At 72.8% G+C, this 16,436-nt stretch carries 15 protein-coding genes; 2 read left to right on the top strand and 13 right to left on the bottom strand.

Annotated features, from left to right (window positions below; translation table 11 throughout):
- Position 1: 1 nt before the first annotated feature.
- The 8 genes from HDA41_RS31615 to HDA41_RS31580 form a co-directional block, all read right to left on the bottom strand.
- On the bottom strand, positions 2–604 hold the full coding sequence (locus HDA41_RS31615) for a D-sedoheptulose-7-phosphate isomerase (protein WP_184990005.1): 603 nt from the start codon (positions 602–604) through the stop codon (positions 2–4).
- Positions 604–1,821, bottom strand: a complete 1,218-nt coding sequence (locus HDA41_RS31610; protein ID WP_184990003.1) for a glycosyltransferase — start codon at positions 1,819–1,821, stop codon at positions 604–606. The genes HDA41_RS31615 and HDA41_RS31610 overlap by 1 nt, the downstream gene beginning before the upstream one ends.
- Positions 1,818–2,777, bottom strand: coding sequence for a glycosyltransferase (locus HDA41_RS31605; protein WP_184990001.1), 960 nt, complete (start codon positions 2,775–2,777; stop codon positions 1,818–1,820). Before HDA41_RS31605 ends, HDA41_RS31610 begins: the two co-directional genes overlap by 4 nt.
- Positions 2,774–3,766, bottom strand: coding sequence for a glycosyltransferase family 9 protein (locus HDA41_RS31600; protein WP_184989999.1), 993 nt, complete (start codon positions 3,764–3,766; stop codon positions 2,774–2,776). The genes HDA41_RS31605 and HDA41_RS31600 overlap by 4 nt, the downstream gene beginning before the upstream one ends.
- Complete coding sequence (locus HDA41_RS31595; RefSeq protein WP_184989997.1) at positions 3,763–4,362, bottom strand: D-glycero-alpha-D-manno-heptose-1,7-bisphosphate 7-phosphatase; 600 nt, start codon at positions 4,360–4,362, stop codon at positions 3,763–3,765. Before HDA41_RS31595 ends, HDA41_RS31600 begins: the two co-directional genes overlap by 4 nt.
- A complete protein-coding gene (locus tag HDA41_RS31590) occupies positions 4,359–5,357 on the bottom strand; it encodes a glycosyltransferase (RefSeq protein WP_184989995.1) in 999 nt (332 codons plus the stop codon). Before HDA41_RS31590 ends, HDA41_RS31595 begins: the two co-directional genes overlap by 4 nt.
- On the bottom strand, positions 5,354–7,012 hold the full coding sequence (locus HDA41_RS31585) for a carbamoyltransferase family protein (RefSeq protein WP_184989993.1): 1,659 nt from the start codon (positions 7,010–7,012) through the stop codon (positions 5,354–5,356). Before HDA41_RS31585 ends, HDA41_RS31590 begins: the two co-directional genes overlap by 4 nt.
- 145 nt (positions 7,013–7,157) lie before the next feature.
- Entirely contained in the window at positions 7,158–8,120 is a 963-nt protein-coding gene (locus tag HDA41_RS31580) for an NAD-dependent epimerase/dehydratase family protein (RefSeq protein WP_184989991.1), read from the bottom strand.
- A 125-nt stretch (positions 8,121–8,245) separates the two neighbouring features.
- Here HDA41_RS31580 and HDA41_RS31575 point away from each other — a divergent pair, with 125 nt between their 5' ends.
- Entirely contained in the window at positions 8,246–9,013 is a 768-nt protein-coding gene (locus tag HDA41_RS31575) for a polysaccharide deacetylase family protein (RefSeq protein WP_184993896.1), read from the top strand.
- Between the two features lie 28 nt (positions 9,014–9,041).
- On the top strand, positions 9,042–9,482 hold the full coding sequence (locus HDA41_RS31570) for an SRPBCC family protein (protein WP_184989982.1): 441 nt from the start codon (positions 9,042–9,044) through the stop codon (positions 9,480–9,482).
- Between the two features lie 22 nt (positions 9,483–9,504).
- On the opposite strand, the gene HDA41_RS31565 is transcribed toward HDA41_RS31570, so the two are convergent.
- From HDA41_RS31565 to HDA41_RS31545, 5 genes are all read right to left on the bottom strand, one after another.
- On the bottom strand, positions 9,505–10,656 hold the full coding sequence (locus HDA41_RS31565; RefSeq protein ID WP_184989980.1) for an XdhC family protein: 1,152 nt from the start codon (positions 10,654–10,656) through the stop codon (positions 9,505–9,507).
- Between the two features lie 37 nt (positions 10,657–10,693).
- A complete protein-coding gene (locus HDA41_RS31560; protein ID WP_184989978.1) occupies positions 10,694–12,151 on the bottom strand; it encodes an NCS2 family permease in 1,458 nt (485 codons plus the stop codon).
- A gap of 110 nt (positions 12,152–12,261) precedes the next feature.
- A complete protein-coding gene (pucD, locus tag HDA41_RS31555) occupies positions 12,262–14,661 on the bottom strand; it encodes a xanthine dehydrogenase subunit D (RefSeq protein WP_184993894.1) in 2,400 nt (799 codons plus the stop codon).
- Positions 14,662–14,684: 23 nt separating this feature from the next.
- Positions 14,685–15,254 carry a (2Fe-2S)-binding protein gene (locus HDA41_RS31550; protein ID WP_184989976.1) on the bottom strand — a complete coding sequence of 190 codons (570 nt, stop codon included), beginning with the start codon at positions 15,252–15,254 and terminating at the stop codon, positions 14,685–14,687.
- On the bottom strand, positions 15,254–16,144 hold the full coding sequence (locus HDA41_RS31545; protein ID WP_184989974.1) for an FAD binding domain-containing protein: 891 nt from the start codon (positions 16,142–16,144) through the stop codon (positions 15,254–15,256). Before HDA41_RS31545 ends, HDA41_RS31550 begins: the two co-directional genes overlap by 1 nt.
- Positions 16,145–16,436 lie beyond the last annotated feature (292 nt).

Genomic DNA, 16,436 nt, shown 5'->3' with positions numbered 1-16,436 from the left:
GTCACCTCCTGCCGTCGCCGTCACGCCGTGTGCCGCGTTCCACCGCCGCGTCGAACGCCGCGCACACCATGTGCACCGCCACCAGGTGCAGTTCCTGCACGGTGGCCCCCGTCGGCGCCTCGACGCACAGGGACTCGTCGCTGCCCGCCAGCAGCGGGTTGGGCGCGGGGCCGGTGAGGGCCCACACCCGCACCCCGGCCGCGCGGGCGGCGTCCGCGGCGGACAGCAGGTTGGCGCTGGCGCCGGACGTGGACAGCAGCATCAGGACGTCGCCGGGACGGCCGTGGGCGCGGACCTGGCGGGCGAACACCTCGTCGACGCCGTAGTCGTTGGCGATGGCGGTGGTGCTGGAGGTGTCGGCGTGCAGGGCGATCGCCGAGAAGGCGGGCCGGTCGTCGCGGTAGCGGCCGACGAGTTCGGCGGTCAGGTGCTGGGCCTGGGCCGCGCTGCCGCCGTTGCCCGCGGCCAGCAGCCGGCCGGCACCGGTGAGCACGGCCGCCAGGTGCTCGCCCCACCGCTCGGTGATGTGGGCCGAGGCGCGGAACGCGGTCAGGGCGTCCTGGAGTTCGTCGCAGTGCCCGGTGACGGGCGGGTGCACGGTCATCACGCCACCTCCTTCTGCTGGGCGTGTCCGGCGAGGACATGGCGGTGGACCTGCTCGACGCCGTCGGCGACGCGCCGCCAGGTGTAGTGGGCGAGGACCCGGTCGCGGCCGGCGCTGCCACAGCGGCGGCACAGTGCGTCGTCGGTGAGGAGTTCGCGTGCGGCGGCCGCGATCGACTCGGGGTCCTGCGGCGGGACGAGCCGGCCCGTGGTGCCCTCGGCGACGCTGTCGCGGTGGCCGCCGACGTCGGTGGCGACGACGGGCACGCCGCAGGCCATCGCCTCCAGCGGCACGATGCCGAACGGCTCGTAGACCGGGGTGCACAGCACCAGGTCCGCGCTGCCGATCAGGGCGGGCATGGCGGCCGGGTCGACCGCGCCGAGCAGCCGGACCCGGTCGGCCACGCCGGTGCTGCGCGCAAGCCGCCGCAGCCGTCGCGCCTCGGAGTCGTCGGCGAGCCGGTCGGCGGCGGGTCCGCCCGCGATGAGCAGTTCGGCGTCCGGGATCCTGGCGAGGGCCCGTACGGCCTGGTCGTAGCCCTTGCGCGGGACGAGCCGGCCGCAGGCGAGCAGCCGGTGCCGCTCGCGGCGTGCCGGGACGCCGTCGGACCGTACGCCAGGCCGGAAGTGCTCGGCGTCCACGCCGCAGGGCACCACGGACACCTGCCGGCGCGGCACGCCCAGCTCGGCGAGTTCGTGCACCTCGTCGGTGCAGGTGGCCAGGACGCGGGCGCAGCCGCGGCCGATCTGCCGCTCGACGCCGACACGTTCGGGCGGGCTGGTGTCGAGCCGGCCCTGATGGCGGCGCTTGACGGTGCCGAGGGCGTGGAAGGTCTGCACGACGGGCACGCCGTGCGGATGGGCGCCGATCCGGGAGGCCATGCCGGACATCCAGAAGTGGGCGTGCACCACGTCCGGCCGCTCGTGGGCCCAGGCGCGCGCCAGCCAGGCGCCGAAGCCGGGCATGTACGGGAACAGTTCGTCCTTGGGGACGGGCTCGGCCGGTCCGGCGGGCACGTGCTCGACGACGGCTCCGCCGGGCAGCGGCACCCGGTCGGGCAGGTCGGGCGCGTCGCGGCGGGTGTAGACCGTCACCTCGTGGCCGCGCCGGGCCAGTTCCTCGCTCAGGCGGGCCACGTACACGTTCTGGCCGCCTGCGTCGACGCCGCCGAGCGCGGCGAGGGGGCTCGCGTGCTCGGACACCATGGCGATCCTCATCGGGCCACCTCCTTCAGCAGCCGCTCCCAGTCGTCCAGGAAGCGGGACAGCCCGTAGCGAGCGAGCGCCGCCGCCCGTGCTCCCTCGCCGACCATGCGCGCGTGCAGCGGGTCGGCGACGAAGTCCCGTACAGCGCGGGTCAGTTCGTCGATCCGGTTGGACACCACTCCGGCGCCGGCCGGTACGGCCTCGGTGACCTCGGTGGTGGCGAGCGCGACCACGGGCATGCCGAGGTGCATCGCCTCCAGCAGGGACAGGCCGAGGGAGGTCCAGCGCACGGGGTGGACGTAGACGCGCCGCCGCGCCATGGCCGAGTGGAGTCCGGTCTGGGTGAGTTCGTGGCTGCGGCAGCGGTCGGCGGGGATGCCGAGATGGCCGGCGAGGCCGTCGGTGCCCATGCCGAAGACGTCCAGCGGGGCCGCCTCGGCGAAGGCCGGCAGCAGGTCGGTGCCGGTGGTACGGCCGCGCCGCAGCGGCTCGTTGACGGCGACGGCGGCGCGTTCGAGCTCCCCGGTCCACAACGGCCCGGGGTCGACGATGCCGTGTTCGATGACGGTGCTGGGCACCGGGCCGGCGTCCCACATCAGCCGGTTGAAGTGCGTGACGTGGACGAGGGTGACGCCGGGGATGTCCGCTGCCGGGTGGCGGGTGTCGGGTACCCCCGGAGAGCTGCCGTGCGGGGCGTTGTGCTCCAGGTACACCAGCGGCGGGCGGCGGCCCAGCCACCGGTCGACCAGGGCGAGTTCGTGCGGGCGTTGCAGCACGACGACGTCGATCTCCTCGTCCCGCAGCCGCTCCGGCGGCACTTCGACGACCGAGTCGGGCCAGTCCCAGGTGCGGGCGCGGCCGAGGCCGTCGGGGCCCCGGTCGGGGGTGACGGGGACGACGTAGGTGTGCGGGCCCTGCACGAAGGCGGTGGTCCACGACCCGTGCACGTGCCAGAGCAGGATCCTCATGCCGCCTCCCCCATCAGCTTCTCGACGGCGTTCACCACGTCGTGCGCGGTGACGGTGTCCAGGCAGGGATGGCCCGGCACGGGGCAGTCCCGCGCCCTGCTGCCGGCGCACGGGGCGTCCTGGTCGCCGAGCAGCACGTACGGGACGCCGTACGGCCGCCAGCGCTCGGCGGGGACGACCGGCGCGAACAGGGACACGACCGGGGTGCCGACGGCGGCGGCGAGGTGGGCGGGGCCGGTGTTGCCGGTGACGACGGCGTCCGCGCCCGCGAGGACCCCGGCCAGTTCCGCGGCTCCGGTGCGGCCGCCGAGGTCGAGGGCGTGCGAGCCGGCGACGTAGGAGGTCAGGTCCCTCTCCCCCGCGCCGCCGGTGACCGCCACGCGGTGCCCGGCGGCGGCCAGTTCGCGCACGGCCTCGGCGCAGCGCCCGGGGCTCCAGGCGCGGGCGGGGACGCTGGCGCCGGGGTGCAGGACGACGTACGGCTCCGGGCCGGTGAGCCCGGCGGTGTCGGGCGGCGGGAGCACCCGGGGCCGGCCGTCGTCGGGCGGGGGGAACCCGGCCGCCTCGGCGAGGTCGAGCGCGGCCTCGACCTCGTGGGCGTGCGGCGCGCGGTGGTGGCGTACGTCGAGGAGGGAGCCGGGGTAGTCCTCGCTGTCGGCGGCGATGAAGTCCACGCCGGCCAGGCGCAGCAGCAGGGCGGTCGGCAGGGGCGACTGGTGGAAGGAGGTGAGGACGAGCGCGGTGTCGGCGTCGATGGTGTCGACGAGCAGCTCGACCTCGCCGCGGCCGACGGGCGGGGGCGTGAATCCCACCCAGGGGGCGTCCCACACGAGGATGTCGTCCACGCCGGGCAGCAGCCGGGCGGCGGGCGCGCCGCGCGGTCCGCACAGCAGGGTGACGGAGTCGGCGCGGGCGGCGACCGCGCGGATCGCGGGTCCGGCGAGCAGGACGTCGCCGAAGCTGTCGAGACGGGTGACGAGTGCCTTCACACGTCCCTCCCCTGCCCCGGACCGGTCGTGTAGGCCTCCTGGATCGGGCGTTCGTCGGCGAGGACGCGGCCCTTGGGGGGTCCGCCCAGTACGGCGCGGACGGCGGTCAGCAGGTCCGGGGCCACGTGGTCGGCGTCCGCGGTCTCCTCGGGGCGGGTCTGTGCGTTGGGGACGAGGATGCCGTGGGCGCCGGCGCGGCGGGCGGCCTCCACGTCGGCGCCGATGTCACCGATGACGACGAGGTCGGCGGGGTTGGTGCAGATCCGCCCGGCCGCCCACAGCACCATGCCGGGCTGGGGTTTGCGGCAGTGGCAGCCGTCGTCGGGGCCGTGCGGGCAGACGGCGAACACCTCGAAGGGGCCGAGGAGTTCGTCGACGCGGTGGTTGACGCGGCGGACGTCGGCCTCGGTGAGCAGCCCGCGCGCGACACCGGACTGGTTGGTGACGACGCCGGTGCGGATGCCGTGTTCGCGCAGCAGGGCGAGCGCCTCGCGGGCGCCGTCGACGGGGCGTACGCGGCCGGGGTCGGCGTTGTAGGGAACGTCGTGGACGAGGGTGCCGTCGCGGTCGAACAGCACGGCCTTGACCGGGCTCATCGTGCCACCTCCTGCCAGGCCGGGGCACGGCGGTGGCGCAGGGCGCCGGTCAGCCGGTGCCAGGTCGCGGCGGGCGGGATGAGCACGCTGGTCGCCAGCATGGTCGTCACCTCCTGGCGGGTGCGCGGGCCGGGGGCGATGCGGGCCCGGGCGAACTCCGCCGTACCGGTCGCCCAGCCGAGCGCGCAGGCCGCGGCGGCCCGGCCGTGTCCGGTGGCGGCGAGGGCGCACGCGGCGACGCCCGCGGTGGTGATCGCCGCGTGCTTGCGGATCCGGCCGCGCGGCGCGACCGCCTTGTCCCACCAGTCGGGTCCGTGCAGCTGCCGCATGAGGGCGTCGTCGGCGTTGCCGCGCTGCTGGCGCACGGACACCCAGCGGTCGGCGGGGCGCACGGGGTGGCGGGTGGCGCGGCGGCCCTGCCGGATGCGCCAGCCCGCGTCGAGGAGGCGCAGCGCGAGGTCGGCGTCCTCGCGGAAGGCGCGCCGGAAGCGTTCGTCGAAGCCGCCGACCTGCTTGAGCGCCTCGGTGCGGTAGGCCATGTCGGCGGTGATCCAGTGGGCACGGGCGAGTCCGGCGGTGCCGCGTTCCCAGTCGGTGGGGCGGCGTTCGCCGGGCAGCGGGACGGTGATGTCGCCCTGGACGCCCGCGATGTCGGGCGACGCCTCGGCGAGGTCCTCGGCCAGTTGGTCGCCCCAGTGCGGCCCGACCTGGACGTCGTCGTCGAGGAACACGGTCCACGGCGCGGTCACGGCCCGCAGCCCCGTGTTGCGGGCGGCGGCGGGCCCGCGTCCGCCGCCGCTCAGCACGGTGGTGCGATCCCGCAGGTCGCCGAGGACGCGCAACGGGTGCTCCAGCGTTCCGGGTTCGGGGTCGGGCCGGTCGTCGACGAGGACGATCTGCTCCGGGCGCGGCCCGGTCGCGGAGGCGAGCGCGGCGAGACAGTCGGCGAGGGTGTCCCGTACGAGGGTGGGGATGACGACGGCGTACGAGGTCATGCCGCTGCCCTCCCCGCGTCGAACACCCGCCCCCGGCGGACCGCGTACGGGCCGATGGCCAGCAGGTCGACGGGCGCGGAGCCGAAGCACTCCAGGGCGTCGCGCGGGTCGTCGACCATGGGCCGCCCGGCGGTGTTGAGGCTGGTGTTGACGACCACGGGCAGTCCGGTGCGCCGCTCGAAGGACCGCAGCATCCGCGCCACCAGCGGTTCTCGCCGTTCCTCGACGGTCTGGATGCGGGCGGTGCCGTCGACGTGCACGACGGCCGGGACGCGGTCGCGCCACTCCTGGGCGACGTCGTGCACGAACAGCATGTAGGGGCTGGGCAGCGGGCCGCCGGAGAACAGGTCGGCGGCGCGGTCGGCGAGCACCATCGGGGCGACCGGGCGGAACTCCTCGCGGCCCTTGACGTGGTTGAGGCGTTCCAGGTTCTCGGCGCGGCCGGGGTGGGCGAGCAGGGAGCGGTGCCCGAGGGCGCGCGGCCCGTACTCGCTGCGGCCCTGGAACCAGGCGACGACACCGTCCTGCGCCAGCACCTCGGCCACGGTCTCGGCGATGTCGTCGGGTTTCTCGTACGGGATCGCCGCCGTGTCGAGCCAGGCGCGCAGTGCGTCGTCGCTCCAGCCGCGGCCGAGGTCGGCGCCGGGCATGGGGTCGGGCTGTCCGGTCTCCGTCGCAGCGAGGTGCAGCGCCCCGCCGAGCGCGGTGCCGGCGTCGCCGGCGGCGGGCTGTACCCACACGTCCCGGTACGGGCCCTTGGCCACGATCTTCGAGTTGGCGACGCAGTTGAGGGCGACGCCCCCGGCCATCGTGAGTGCCTCGCCCCCGGCCTCGCGGTGCAGCCAGTGCACCAGCTCCAGCAGGACCTCTTCCAGGACGGCCTGGGTGCTCGCGGCGAGGTCGGCGTGGTCCTGGTTCCAGGGTTCGCCCTTGGCGCGGGGCGGGGCGAAGGACGCCCAGTCGACGCCGTGGGCGCGGAAGCCGCCGTGGCCGGTGGGGTGGACGTACTGCCGCAGTTGCGGCAGGAAGCGCGGGGTGCCGTAGGAGGCGAGGGCCATCACCTTGTACTCGTCGCTGCTGCGCAGGAACCCGAGGTGTTCGGTGAGGTCCTCGTAGACCAGGCCGAGGGAGTCGGGCAGTGCCTGCGAGGCGAGGGTGTCGAGCTTGCCGTCGCGGTAGCGGCCGGCCAGGTGGGAGGCGGCCTCGCCGCGGCCGTCCAGGACGAGGACGGCGCTGTCGGGGTGCGGGGAGGCGGGCCCGGCGGAGGCGGCGTGCGCGACGTGGTGGGGGACGAAGACGACCCGCTCGGGGTCGAGGCCGGGCAGGGCCTCGGCGAGGAACTCGGGGGCGCGGCGCGCGTACTCCAGGCGCAGCGGGTCCCAGGGGTCGTCCAGACCCATGTCGCGGGCGGGCCGGGCGAGCTTCGGGTCGAAGGAGTACGTGACGGCGTCCAGGTCGCCGGGCCGTATGCCCGCCTGCTCCAGGCACCAGCGGGCGGACAGCTCGGGCAGTTCCCATGCGGAGAACGGCACCGGACGCTTGCCGTGCTTGCGCCGGCTGAAACGCTCCTCCTCGGCGGCCGCCACCGTGCGGCCGTCGACGACGAGGGCGGCGGCCGGATCGTGGAACAGGGCGTTGATACCAAGGATGCGCATGGGCTCCATCCCGAACTGTGTGGCGTGCACCGGCGCCTCGGCGAGTGCCGCACTGCGGTTGTCTCAAACACTTGGAGACAACTCACCACTCAGTGGGATGATTTTTCACCCTATGTAGAACTAAAAGACCAAAGTGTGACCTCGCTCAGGCAGCTACGGAGCGTGAGAACCAGCCAATGGTCCGCGCCAGTCCCTCGCCCCAGCCGACGCGGGGCTGCCAGCCGAGCCGTTCCAGGGCCAGCCGGGTGTCGGGGCGGCGCCGGGCGGGGTCGTCGACGGGGCGGTCCACGAACCGGATCCGGGAGGCGGAGCCGGTGATCTCGACGATCCGGCGGGCCAGCTCCAGCATGGTGATCTCGTCCCCGCCGCCGATGTTCACGGGCCCGGTCTCGGCGGAGGCGGCCAGGGCGAGCACGCCGTCCACGGTGTCGTCGACGTAAGCCAGCGAGCGCGTCTGACCGCCGTCGCCGGCGACGGTCAGGGGCATGCCGTCCAGGGCCTGCGCGATGAAGGTGGGCACGGCCCGGCCGTCGCCGGTGCGCATGCGGGGGCCGTAGGTGTTGAAGATGCGGACGATGGCGGTGTCGGTGCCGTGCACGCCCCGATGGGCGGTGACCAGGGCTTCCGCGAAGCGCTTGGACTCGTCGTAGACGCTGCGCGGGCCGATCGGGTTGACGTTGCCCCAGTAGCCCTCCTGCTGGGGGTGCTCCAGCGGGTCGCCGTAGACCTCGGAGGTGGAGGCGAGGACGAACCGGGCGCCGTCGGTGTGGGCCCGTTCCAGTGCGAGGCGGGTGCCGGTGCTGCCGACGTCGAGGGTCTCCAGCGGCAGTCGCAGGTAGTCGGCGGGCGAGGCCGGGCAGGCGAAGTGCAGGACGAGATCGAACCGGCCGGGCAGCGCCTGCCAGGCCGCCGGGTCCGTGACGTCACCGCGCACGAAGCGGAAGCCGGGCCGCTGCTCCAGGTCCACCACGTTGGCGCGGGACCCGGTGGCCAGGTTGTCCAGGCACACGACCTCCGTTGCGGCGTCGGTCAGCCGTGCGCACAGATGGGACCCCACGAATCCGGCGCCGCCGGTCACCAGGGCCCGGCGCCAGGCGTGTGCGCTCACAGGACTCTCCTTCCACTGGCTTCACTTGCGTGTCGGCGCGAGTAACCAGACGAGGAGTCAGAACACTGCAAACCGGGACTATACACAGTGTGTATAGTCCCGGCATGCCTTCTCTGACCAAGAAGATGAAGAAAACGGGGATCGCGTTCCGCACCGCCGGAACGCTCGCGGCGACCGCCGCCCTGACACTGACCCTGAGCGGCTGCTCAGGGCCCGACACCACGGCCCCCAGCGCCGTCCGCGCACAGGCGGCGACGGACGTCCGGGCGGCCCGCTTCGGCACCGTCGACTGCCGCGAGGTGAAGTGCATCGCGCTCACCTTCGACGCGGGGCCGAGCGAGCACTCCGCACACCTGCTGGACATCCTGAAGGAGAAGCAGGTCCCGGCGACCTTCTTCCTCCTGGGCAAGCGGCACATCGAGAAGTACCCGGAGCTGGTGCGGCGGATGGCGGACGAGGGCCACGAGGTGGCCAGCCACACCTGGGACCACAAGATCCTGACCCGGCTCAGACCCGAGGAGATACGCGAGGAGCTGGAACGCCCCAACCAGGAGATAGAACGCCTCACCGGCCGGCGCCCGACCCTGATGCGCCCGCCGCAGGGCCGCACCGACGACACCGTCCACGAGATCTGCCGCGAGCTGGGCCTCGCCGAGGTGCTGTGGAGCGTGACGGCGAAGGACTACAAGACGACCGACTCGGACCTGATCACCCGCCGCGTCCTCGCCCAGGCCTCCCGGGACGGGATCATCCTGCTGCACGACATCTACGACGGCACGGTGCCGGCCGTGCCGGGGATCATCGACGCGCTCAAGGAACGGGGCTATGTGTTCGTGACGGTGCCGCAGCTGCTGGCACCCGGAAGGGCGGAGCCGGGGAAGGTGTACCGATAACGCTCGGTGAGTTCCCTACCATCGTGCCGTGGTGAACATCCTGCTCGAACGCACGGTCCCGCTTCCCCTCGACGAGGCGTGGCGGCGGATCACGCTGTGGCCGCGGCACGGTGAGGTGGTGCCGCTGACGGCGGTCAGGGTGGATCCGCCCGGGCCCACCCGTGTGGGCACGGTGGTCGTGGCCCGCTCGGGTGCCGGGGCGCTGGCCTTCGACGACCCGATGGAGGTCACGGTGTGGCAGCCGCCGGAGAACGGGGCGCCGGGGATGTGCCGCCTGGAGAAGCGGGGCCGGGTGGTGCTCGGCTGGGCGGAGCTGGAAGTGCGGCCGGGGCCCGGGGGGCGTACCCGTGTGGTCTGGCGGGAGGAGATCCGGCTCCGGCTGCTGCCGTCGCTCTTCGACGGCGTACTGCGGCGCTCGGCACGGTACGTGTTCGGACGCGCGCTGAACCGTTTGCTCAGACGTCCGTGACGCCCCGGCGGCCGGCCCGGTGTCAGGCCACCGACCCGATCCGCCCCACCGCCTTCGACTCCGGCTCGTGGTGGATCGGCGTGTGGGCCCCGGTCAGCGAGACCCCGCTGCCGCCGCGCCGGGCCGCGACGATCTCCGAGGCGATCGACAGGGCCGTCTCCTCGGGCGTACGGGCGCCGAGGTCCAGGCCGATCGGGGAGTGCAGCCGCCTCAACTCCCGCTCGGTGACGCCGACTTCGTGCAGGCGGGCGTTTCGGTCCAGGTGGGTGCGCCGGGAGCCCATGGCACCGACGTACGCCACCGGCAGGCGCAGCGCCAGCTGCAGCAGGGGCACGTCGAACTTGGCGTCGTGGGTGAGGACGCACAGGACCGTGCGGGCGTCGACATCCGTGCGCTCCAGGTAGCGGTGGGGCCAGTCGACGACGATCTCGTCGGCCTCCGGGAAGCGCGCCCGGGTCGCGAAGACGGGGCGCGCGTCGCACACCGTGACGTGGTAGCCGAGGAACGTGCCGATGCGGACCAGGGCGGCGGCGAAGTCGATCGCGCCGAACACGATCATGCGGGGCGCCGGGACCGAGGACTCGACCAGAACCGTGAGCGGTGCTCCGCAGCGTGAGCCCTGCTCTCCGATCTCCAGGGTGCCGGTGCGGCCGGCGTCCAGGAAGGCGCCCGCCTCGGCCGCGACCGTGCGGTCCAGTTCCGGATGGCCGCCGAAGCCGCCGTCGTAGGAGCCGTCGGGGCGGACGAGCAGGGCCCGGCCCGTCAGTGCGGGCGGGCCCGACACGATCCGCGCCACCGCCGCCGCCTCCCCGGACGCGGCGGCGGTGAGCGCGGCCGCGACCACCGGGCGGACCGGATCGCCTGCCCGGACCGGGGTGACCAGGATGTCGATGACGCCGCCGCAGGTCAGGCCCACGGCGAAGGCGTCGTCGTCGCTGTAGCCGAAGCGCTCCAGGACGGTGTCGCCGTCCCGCAGCGCCTGCTCGCACAGCTCGTAGACCGCGCCCTCCACGCAACCGCCGGAGACCGAGCCGATCGCCGTGCCCTCGGCGTCCACCGCGAGCGCGGCGCCGGGCAGGCGGGGCGCGCTGCCGCCGACGGCCACCACGGTGGCCACGGCGAAGTCACGGCCCTGCTCGACCCACCGGTTCAGCTCCTCGGCGATGTCCAGCATCTGTCTCGGTCTCCTTGAGGTCGCGGCGGGCGGGGCGTCAGTGGACGCCCAGCCAGCTCTCGATCGGGTTGAGGGCGAAGTAGGCGAGAAACACCGCCGTCAGGACCCACATGAAGGCGCCGATCTCGCGCACCTTGCCCTGGGCGGTCTTGATGGCGACGTAGGAGATGACGCCCGCGGCGACACCGGTGGTGATGGTGTACGTGAACGGCATCAGGACGACCGTCAGGAACACCGGGACGGCGGTGGCCCGGTCGGCCCAGTCCACGTGCCGGGCGTTCATCAGCATCATCGCGCCGATGACGACGAGGGCGGCGGACGCGACCTCCTGCGGCACGATCGCCGTGAGCGGCGTGAAGAACAGGCAGGCCGCGAAGAACGCACCGGTGACGACCGAGGCGAGGCCGGTGCGCGCGCCCTCGCCGACGCCCGTGGCGGACTCGATGAACACGGTCTGGCCCGAGCCGCCGGACACACCGCCGATCGCACCGCCGGCGCCGTCGATGAACAGTGCCTTGGACAGGCCCGGCATCCGGCCCTTGTCGTCGGCGAGCTTCGCCTCGGTGCCGACGCCGATGATGGTCGCCATCGCGTCGAAGAACCCGGCCAGCACCAGCGTGAAGACGATCATGCCGACGGTCATCGCGCCGACCTCGCCCCAGCCGCCGAACTCCACGTCCCCGAAGAGCGAGAAGTCGGGCATGGACACCGCGCCGCCGTGCAGCTCGGGCGCGCCGGCCGCCCACTGCTTGGGGTCGATGACGCCCGCGGCGTTCAGGATCGCGGCGACGACCGTGCCGCTGACGATGCCGACGAGGATGGCGCCCGGGACGTTCCGGGCCTGGAGCATGAAGATCAGCAGCAGGGTGCCGGCGAAGAGCAGCACCGGCCAGCCGGCCAGTTCGCCCGCCGGGCCGAGCGTGACGGGAGTGGCCTTCCCCTGGTGCACGAAGCCGGACTTGTAGAAGCCGATGAGGGCGATGAACAGGCCGATGCCCATGGTGATGCCGTGCTTGAGCGCGAGCGGGATCGCGTTCATGATCATCTCGCGCAGGCCGGTGACGACCAGCAGCATGATGACCACGCCGTACATCACGCACATGCCCATCGCCTGCGGCCAGGTCATCTCGGGCGCGACCTGGGAGGCGAGGACTCCGGAGACGGACAGACCGGCGGCGAGGGCGAGCGGCACCTTGCCGACGAGACCCATCAGCAGGGTGGTGAGGGCCGCCGCGAACGCGGTCGCGGTGATCAGGCCCTGCTGCGCGAGGGTGTTCCCCGCCGCGTCCTTGCCGGACAGGATCAGGGGGTTGAGCAGGAGGATGTACGCCATCGCCATGAAGGTGGTGACGCCGCCGCGCACTTCGCGCGCGACCGTGGATCCTCTGCGGGATATGTGGAAGTACCGGTCGAGCCAGGACCGTCCGGCCGGGACGCGGGTGCCTTCGCCCGCGTCCTCGGCTGTGGTCCTCGGCTCCAGTGACTGCTGGGTCATGTGGGCCTACTCCCAAGTTTCATAGGGGGTTGGGACGCACGACCCGGGGGACGGCCCGAGACGAACGAGGGGGCCCGGGGGAGGCGGTCCCCCGGACGGAACTCTCCTGCTCAGGCCTCGGAGAGTGACGTGCCCGTCAGGTGCTCGGGCCGTACCGGAGTCCGGTTCAGCTCGAGCCCGGTCGCGTTCCGGATGGCCGCGAGGACCGCCGGGGTCGACGACAGGGTGGGCGCCTCGCCGACGCCGCGCAGCCCGTACGGGGCGTGGTCGTCGGCGAGTTCGAGGACGTCGACCGGGATGGTCGGCGTGTCGAGGATGGTCGGGATCAGGTAGTCCGTGAAGGAGGGGTTCTTCACCTTCGCCGTCTTCGGGTCGACGATGATCTCCTCCATGACGGCCACGCCCAGGCCCTGTACGGTGCCGCCCTGGATCTGGCCGAGCACGGACAGCGGGTTGAGTGCCTTGCCGACGTCCTGAGCGCAGGCCAGCTCGATGACCTTCACCAGGCCGAGCTCGGTGTCGACCTCGACGACGGCGCGGTGCGCGGCGAAGGAGTACTGGACGTGCCCGTTGCCCTGGCCGGTGCGCAGGTCGAAGGGCTCGGTCGGCCGGTGCCGCCACTCCTCCTCGATCTCGACGGCGTCCTCGCCGAGGACGTCCGCCAGATCGGCCAGCACCTCGCCGCCGTCGGTGACGACCTTGCCGCCCTCCAGGAGCAGTTCGGCCGTCGCCCAGGCCGGGTGGTAGGAGCCGAACTTGCGGCGGCCGGCCTCCAGCACCTTCTCGCGGACCAGCTCGCAGGCGTTCTTCACGGCGCCACCGGTGACGTACGTCTGCCGGGAGGCCGACGTCGAACCGGCGCTGCCCACCCGGGTGTCGGCGGGGTTGATGGTCACCTGCGCGACACCCAGCTCGGTGCGGGCAATCTGCGCGTGGACCGTGACACCGCCCTGGCCGACCTCGGCCATGGCCGTGTGGACGGTGACGACGGGCTCGCCGCCGACGACCTCCATCCGGACCTTCGCGGTCGAGTAGTCGTCGAACCCCTCGGAGAAGCCCACGTTCTTGATGCCGACCGCGTAGCCGACACCGCGGACGACGCCTTCGCCGTGCGTGGTGTTGGACAGGCCACCGGGCAGCTCCCGTACGTCGGCGCCCTCGCTGGACTCCCACTGGCGCTCCGGTGGCATCGGCATCGCCTTGACGCGGCGCAGGAGTTCGGCGACCGGGGCCGGCGAGTCGACCGGCTGCCCGGTCGGCATGATCGTGCCCTGCTCCATGGCGTTGAGCTGCCGGAACTCCACCGGGTCCATACCGAGTTTCTTCGCCAGCCTGTCCATCTGCGCCTCGTAGGCGAAGCACGCCTGGACCGCGCCGAAGCCGCGCATGGCGCCGCAGGGCGGGTTGTTGGTGTAGAGGGCAATGGCCTCGATGTCCACGTCGTCGATCACGTACGGGCCGACCGACAGGGAGGAGGCGTTGCCGACGACCGCCGGGGAGGCGGAGGCGTAGGCGCCGCCGTCCAGGACGATCCGGCACTTCATGTGCGTGAGCTTGCCGTCCTTGGTGGCCCCGTGCTCGTAGTGGAGCTTCGCCGGGTGGCGGTGGACGTGCCCGAAGAAGGACTCGAACCGGTTGTAGACGATCTTGACCGGCTTGCCGGTGCGCAGCGCCAGCAGGCAGGCGTGGATCTGCATCGACAGGTCCTCGCGGCCGCCGAACGCACCGCCGACGCCGGACAGCGTCATCCGCACCTTGTCCTCGGGCAGGCCGAGCACGGGCGCGATCTGGCGCAGGTCGCTGTGCAGCCACTGGGTGGCGATGTAGAGGTGGACGCCGCCGTCCTCCTCCGGCACGGCGAGACCGGACTCGGGGCCGAGGAAGGCCTGGTCCTGCATGCCGAAGGTGTACTCGCCCTCGACGATCACGTCCGCCCGCTTGCGGGCCTCCTCCACGTCCCCGCGGACGATCGGCTGGCGGTGCACGATGTTCGGGTGCGGGACATGGCCGGCGTGGTGGTCGTCGCGGCCCTCGTGGACGAGGATCGCGTCCGGCGCGGTAGCGGAGGCCTCGTCGGTGATGACGGGCAGTTCGCGGTAGTCGACCTTGATCTTGGCGGCGGCGCGGCGCGCGGTCTCCGGGTGGTCGGCGGCGACGATCGCGACCGGCTCGCCGTGGTGGCGGACCTTGCCGTGGGCGAGGACCGGGGTGTCCTGGATCTCCAGCCCGTAGTTCTTCACGTCGGTGGGCAGGTCGTCGTACGTCAGCACGGCGTGGACGCCCGGCGTGGCCAGGGCCTCGCTGGTGTCGATGGACACGATCTCGGCGTGCGCGACGGTCGAGCGGAGGATCTGGCCCCAGAGCATGTCCTCGTGCCACATGTCGGACGAGTACGCGAACTCGCCGGTGACCTTGAGGGTGCCGTCCGGGCGGAGCGTGGACTCGCCGATGCCGCCCTTGGTGTGCGAGCCCTGGGTGATCTTGGTGGGCGTTCCGTTGGGGGACGACATGGATCCGTTGGGGGAAGCCATGATCAGACCGCCTCTCCCTGCCGGGCGGCCGCCAGGCGGACCGCGTCCATGATCTTCTCGTAGCCGGTGCAGCGGCACAGGTTGCCCGACAGTGCCTCGCGGATGTCCGCGTCGGTCGGGGTCGGGTTGCGCTCCAGCATCTCGTCGGCGGCGACCAGCAGTCCGGGCGTGCAGAAGCCGCACTGGACGGCGCCGGCGTCGATGAACGCCTGCTGGATCGGGGAGAGTTCGGTGCCCTCGCCGGTCTGCGAGTCGCCCTTGGCCTGCCACTGCCGGGCGTTCTGCAACGACGTACCGCACGCGTCACTCGCGCAGGAGCGCTGCTCGGCGTAGTCGGCGAGGCCCTCGACGGTGACGACCTCGCGGCCCTCCACCTGACCCGCCGCCACCAGGCACGAGCACACCGGCACACCGTCCAGCCGGACCGTGCACGACCCGCACTCGCCCTGCTCACAGGCGTTCTTCGAGCCCGGCAGGCCGAGCCGTTCCCTCAGCACGTACAGCAGGGACTCGCCCTCCCACACGTCGTCGGCTTCCTGCGGACGGCCGTTGACCGTGAAGTTGACGCGCATTACGCAGCTCCCTCGGTGGTGCGGCGGGTGCCGCGGTAGGACTCCCAGGTCCAGGTCAGCGTGCGGCGGGCCATGACACCGACCGCGTGGCGGCGGTAGCTCGCGGTGCCCCGGACGTCGTCGATCGGGTTACAGGAGGCGGAGCACAGGTCCGCGAACTGCTTGGCGACGGACGGGGTGATGATCTTCCCGTTGTCCCAGAAGCCGCCCTCCTCCAGAGCGGCGTTCAGGAACTCCTCGGCGGCCTTGGCCCGAATGGGGGTCGGGGCGGCCGAACCGATGCCCGTCCGCACGGTCCGCGTCTCGGGGTGCAGTGCCAGCCCGAAGCCGCACACGGCGATGACCATCGCGTTCCGGGTCCCCACCTTGGAGAACTGCTGCGGCCCGTCGGCCTTCTTCACGTGCACGGCGCGGATCAGCTCGTCGGGGGCCAGCGCGTTGCGCTTGACGCCCGTGTAGAACTCATCGATCGGGATACGACGCGCCCCGCGCACCGATTCCACCTCCACCTCGGCGCCCGCGGCGAGCAGGGCGGGGTGCGCGTCGCCGGCCGGGGAGGCGGTGCCGAGGTTGCCGCCGACGCCGCCGCGGTTGCGGATCTGCGGGGAGGCGACCGTGTGCGAGGCCAGGGCGAGTCCCGGCAGCTCGGCGCGCAGGTTCTCCATGATCGTCGTGTAGGGCACGGAGGCACCCAGCCGCACGCTCTCCTCGCCGACCTCCCACTCGCAGAGGTCGCCGATGCGGTTCAGGTCCATGAGGTACTCGGGCCGGCGGTGGTCGAAGTTGATCTCGACCATCACGTCGGTGCCACCCGCGATCGGCACAGCGCTGGGATGCTCGGCTTTCGCGGCGAGCGCCTCCTCCCAGCTGGCGGGGCGAAGGAAGTCCATGACCGGCTCTCTTCTTCGTCTTCGTGTGGGGCGTTCGGATTGAGCCAATCCGTGTGCGGCGGTCCCGGCTCGTCCATGTGCTGTTAACGCGTAGTGGACTCAGTACACAGGGCGGTACTCCGGCGGGGTCAGTCACGGAAACCATGAAGGAGTTGGCTGGCCAGGAGGGGCATCTTGTAGATTCGTATGAACGGAGGTCATCGGAAACCTCCTCGTTTTCCTGTGGAAACGCGCGACACAGCCGCGTGACCTGGGACACAGCCAGGACAGGTCCGGAGGGCGGCGAACCCGC

The sequence above is a fragment of the Streptomyces caelestis genome (assembly GCF_014205255.1).
Taxonomy (GTDB): domain Bacteria; phylum Actinomycetota; class Actinomycetes; order Streptomycetales; family Streptomycetaceae; genus Streptomyces; species Streptomyces caelestis.
The sequence above is the reverse complement of the archived record's forward strand: the minus strand, read 5'-3'. Positions and strand labels throughout refer to the sequence as shown.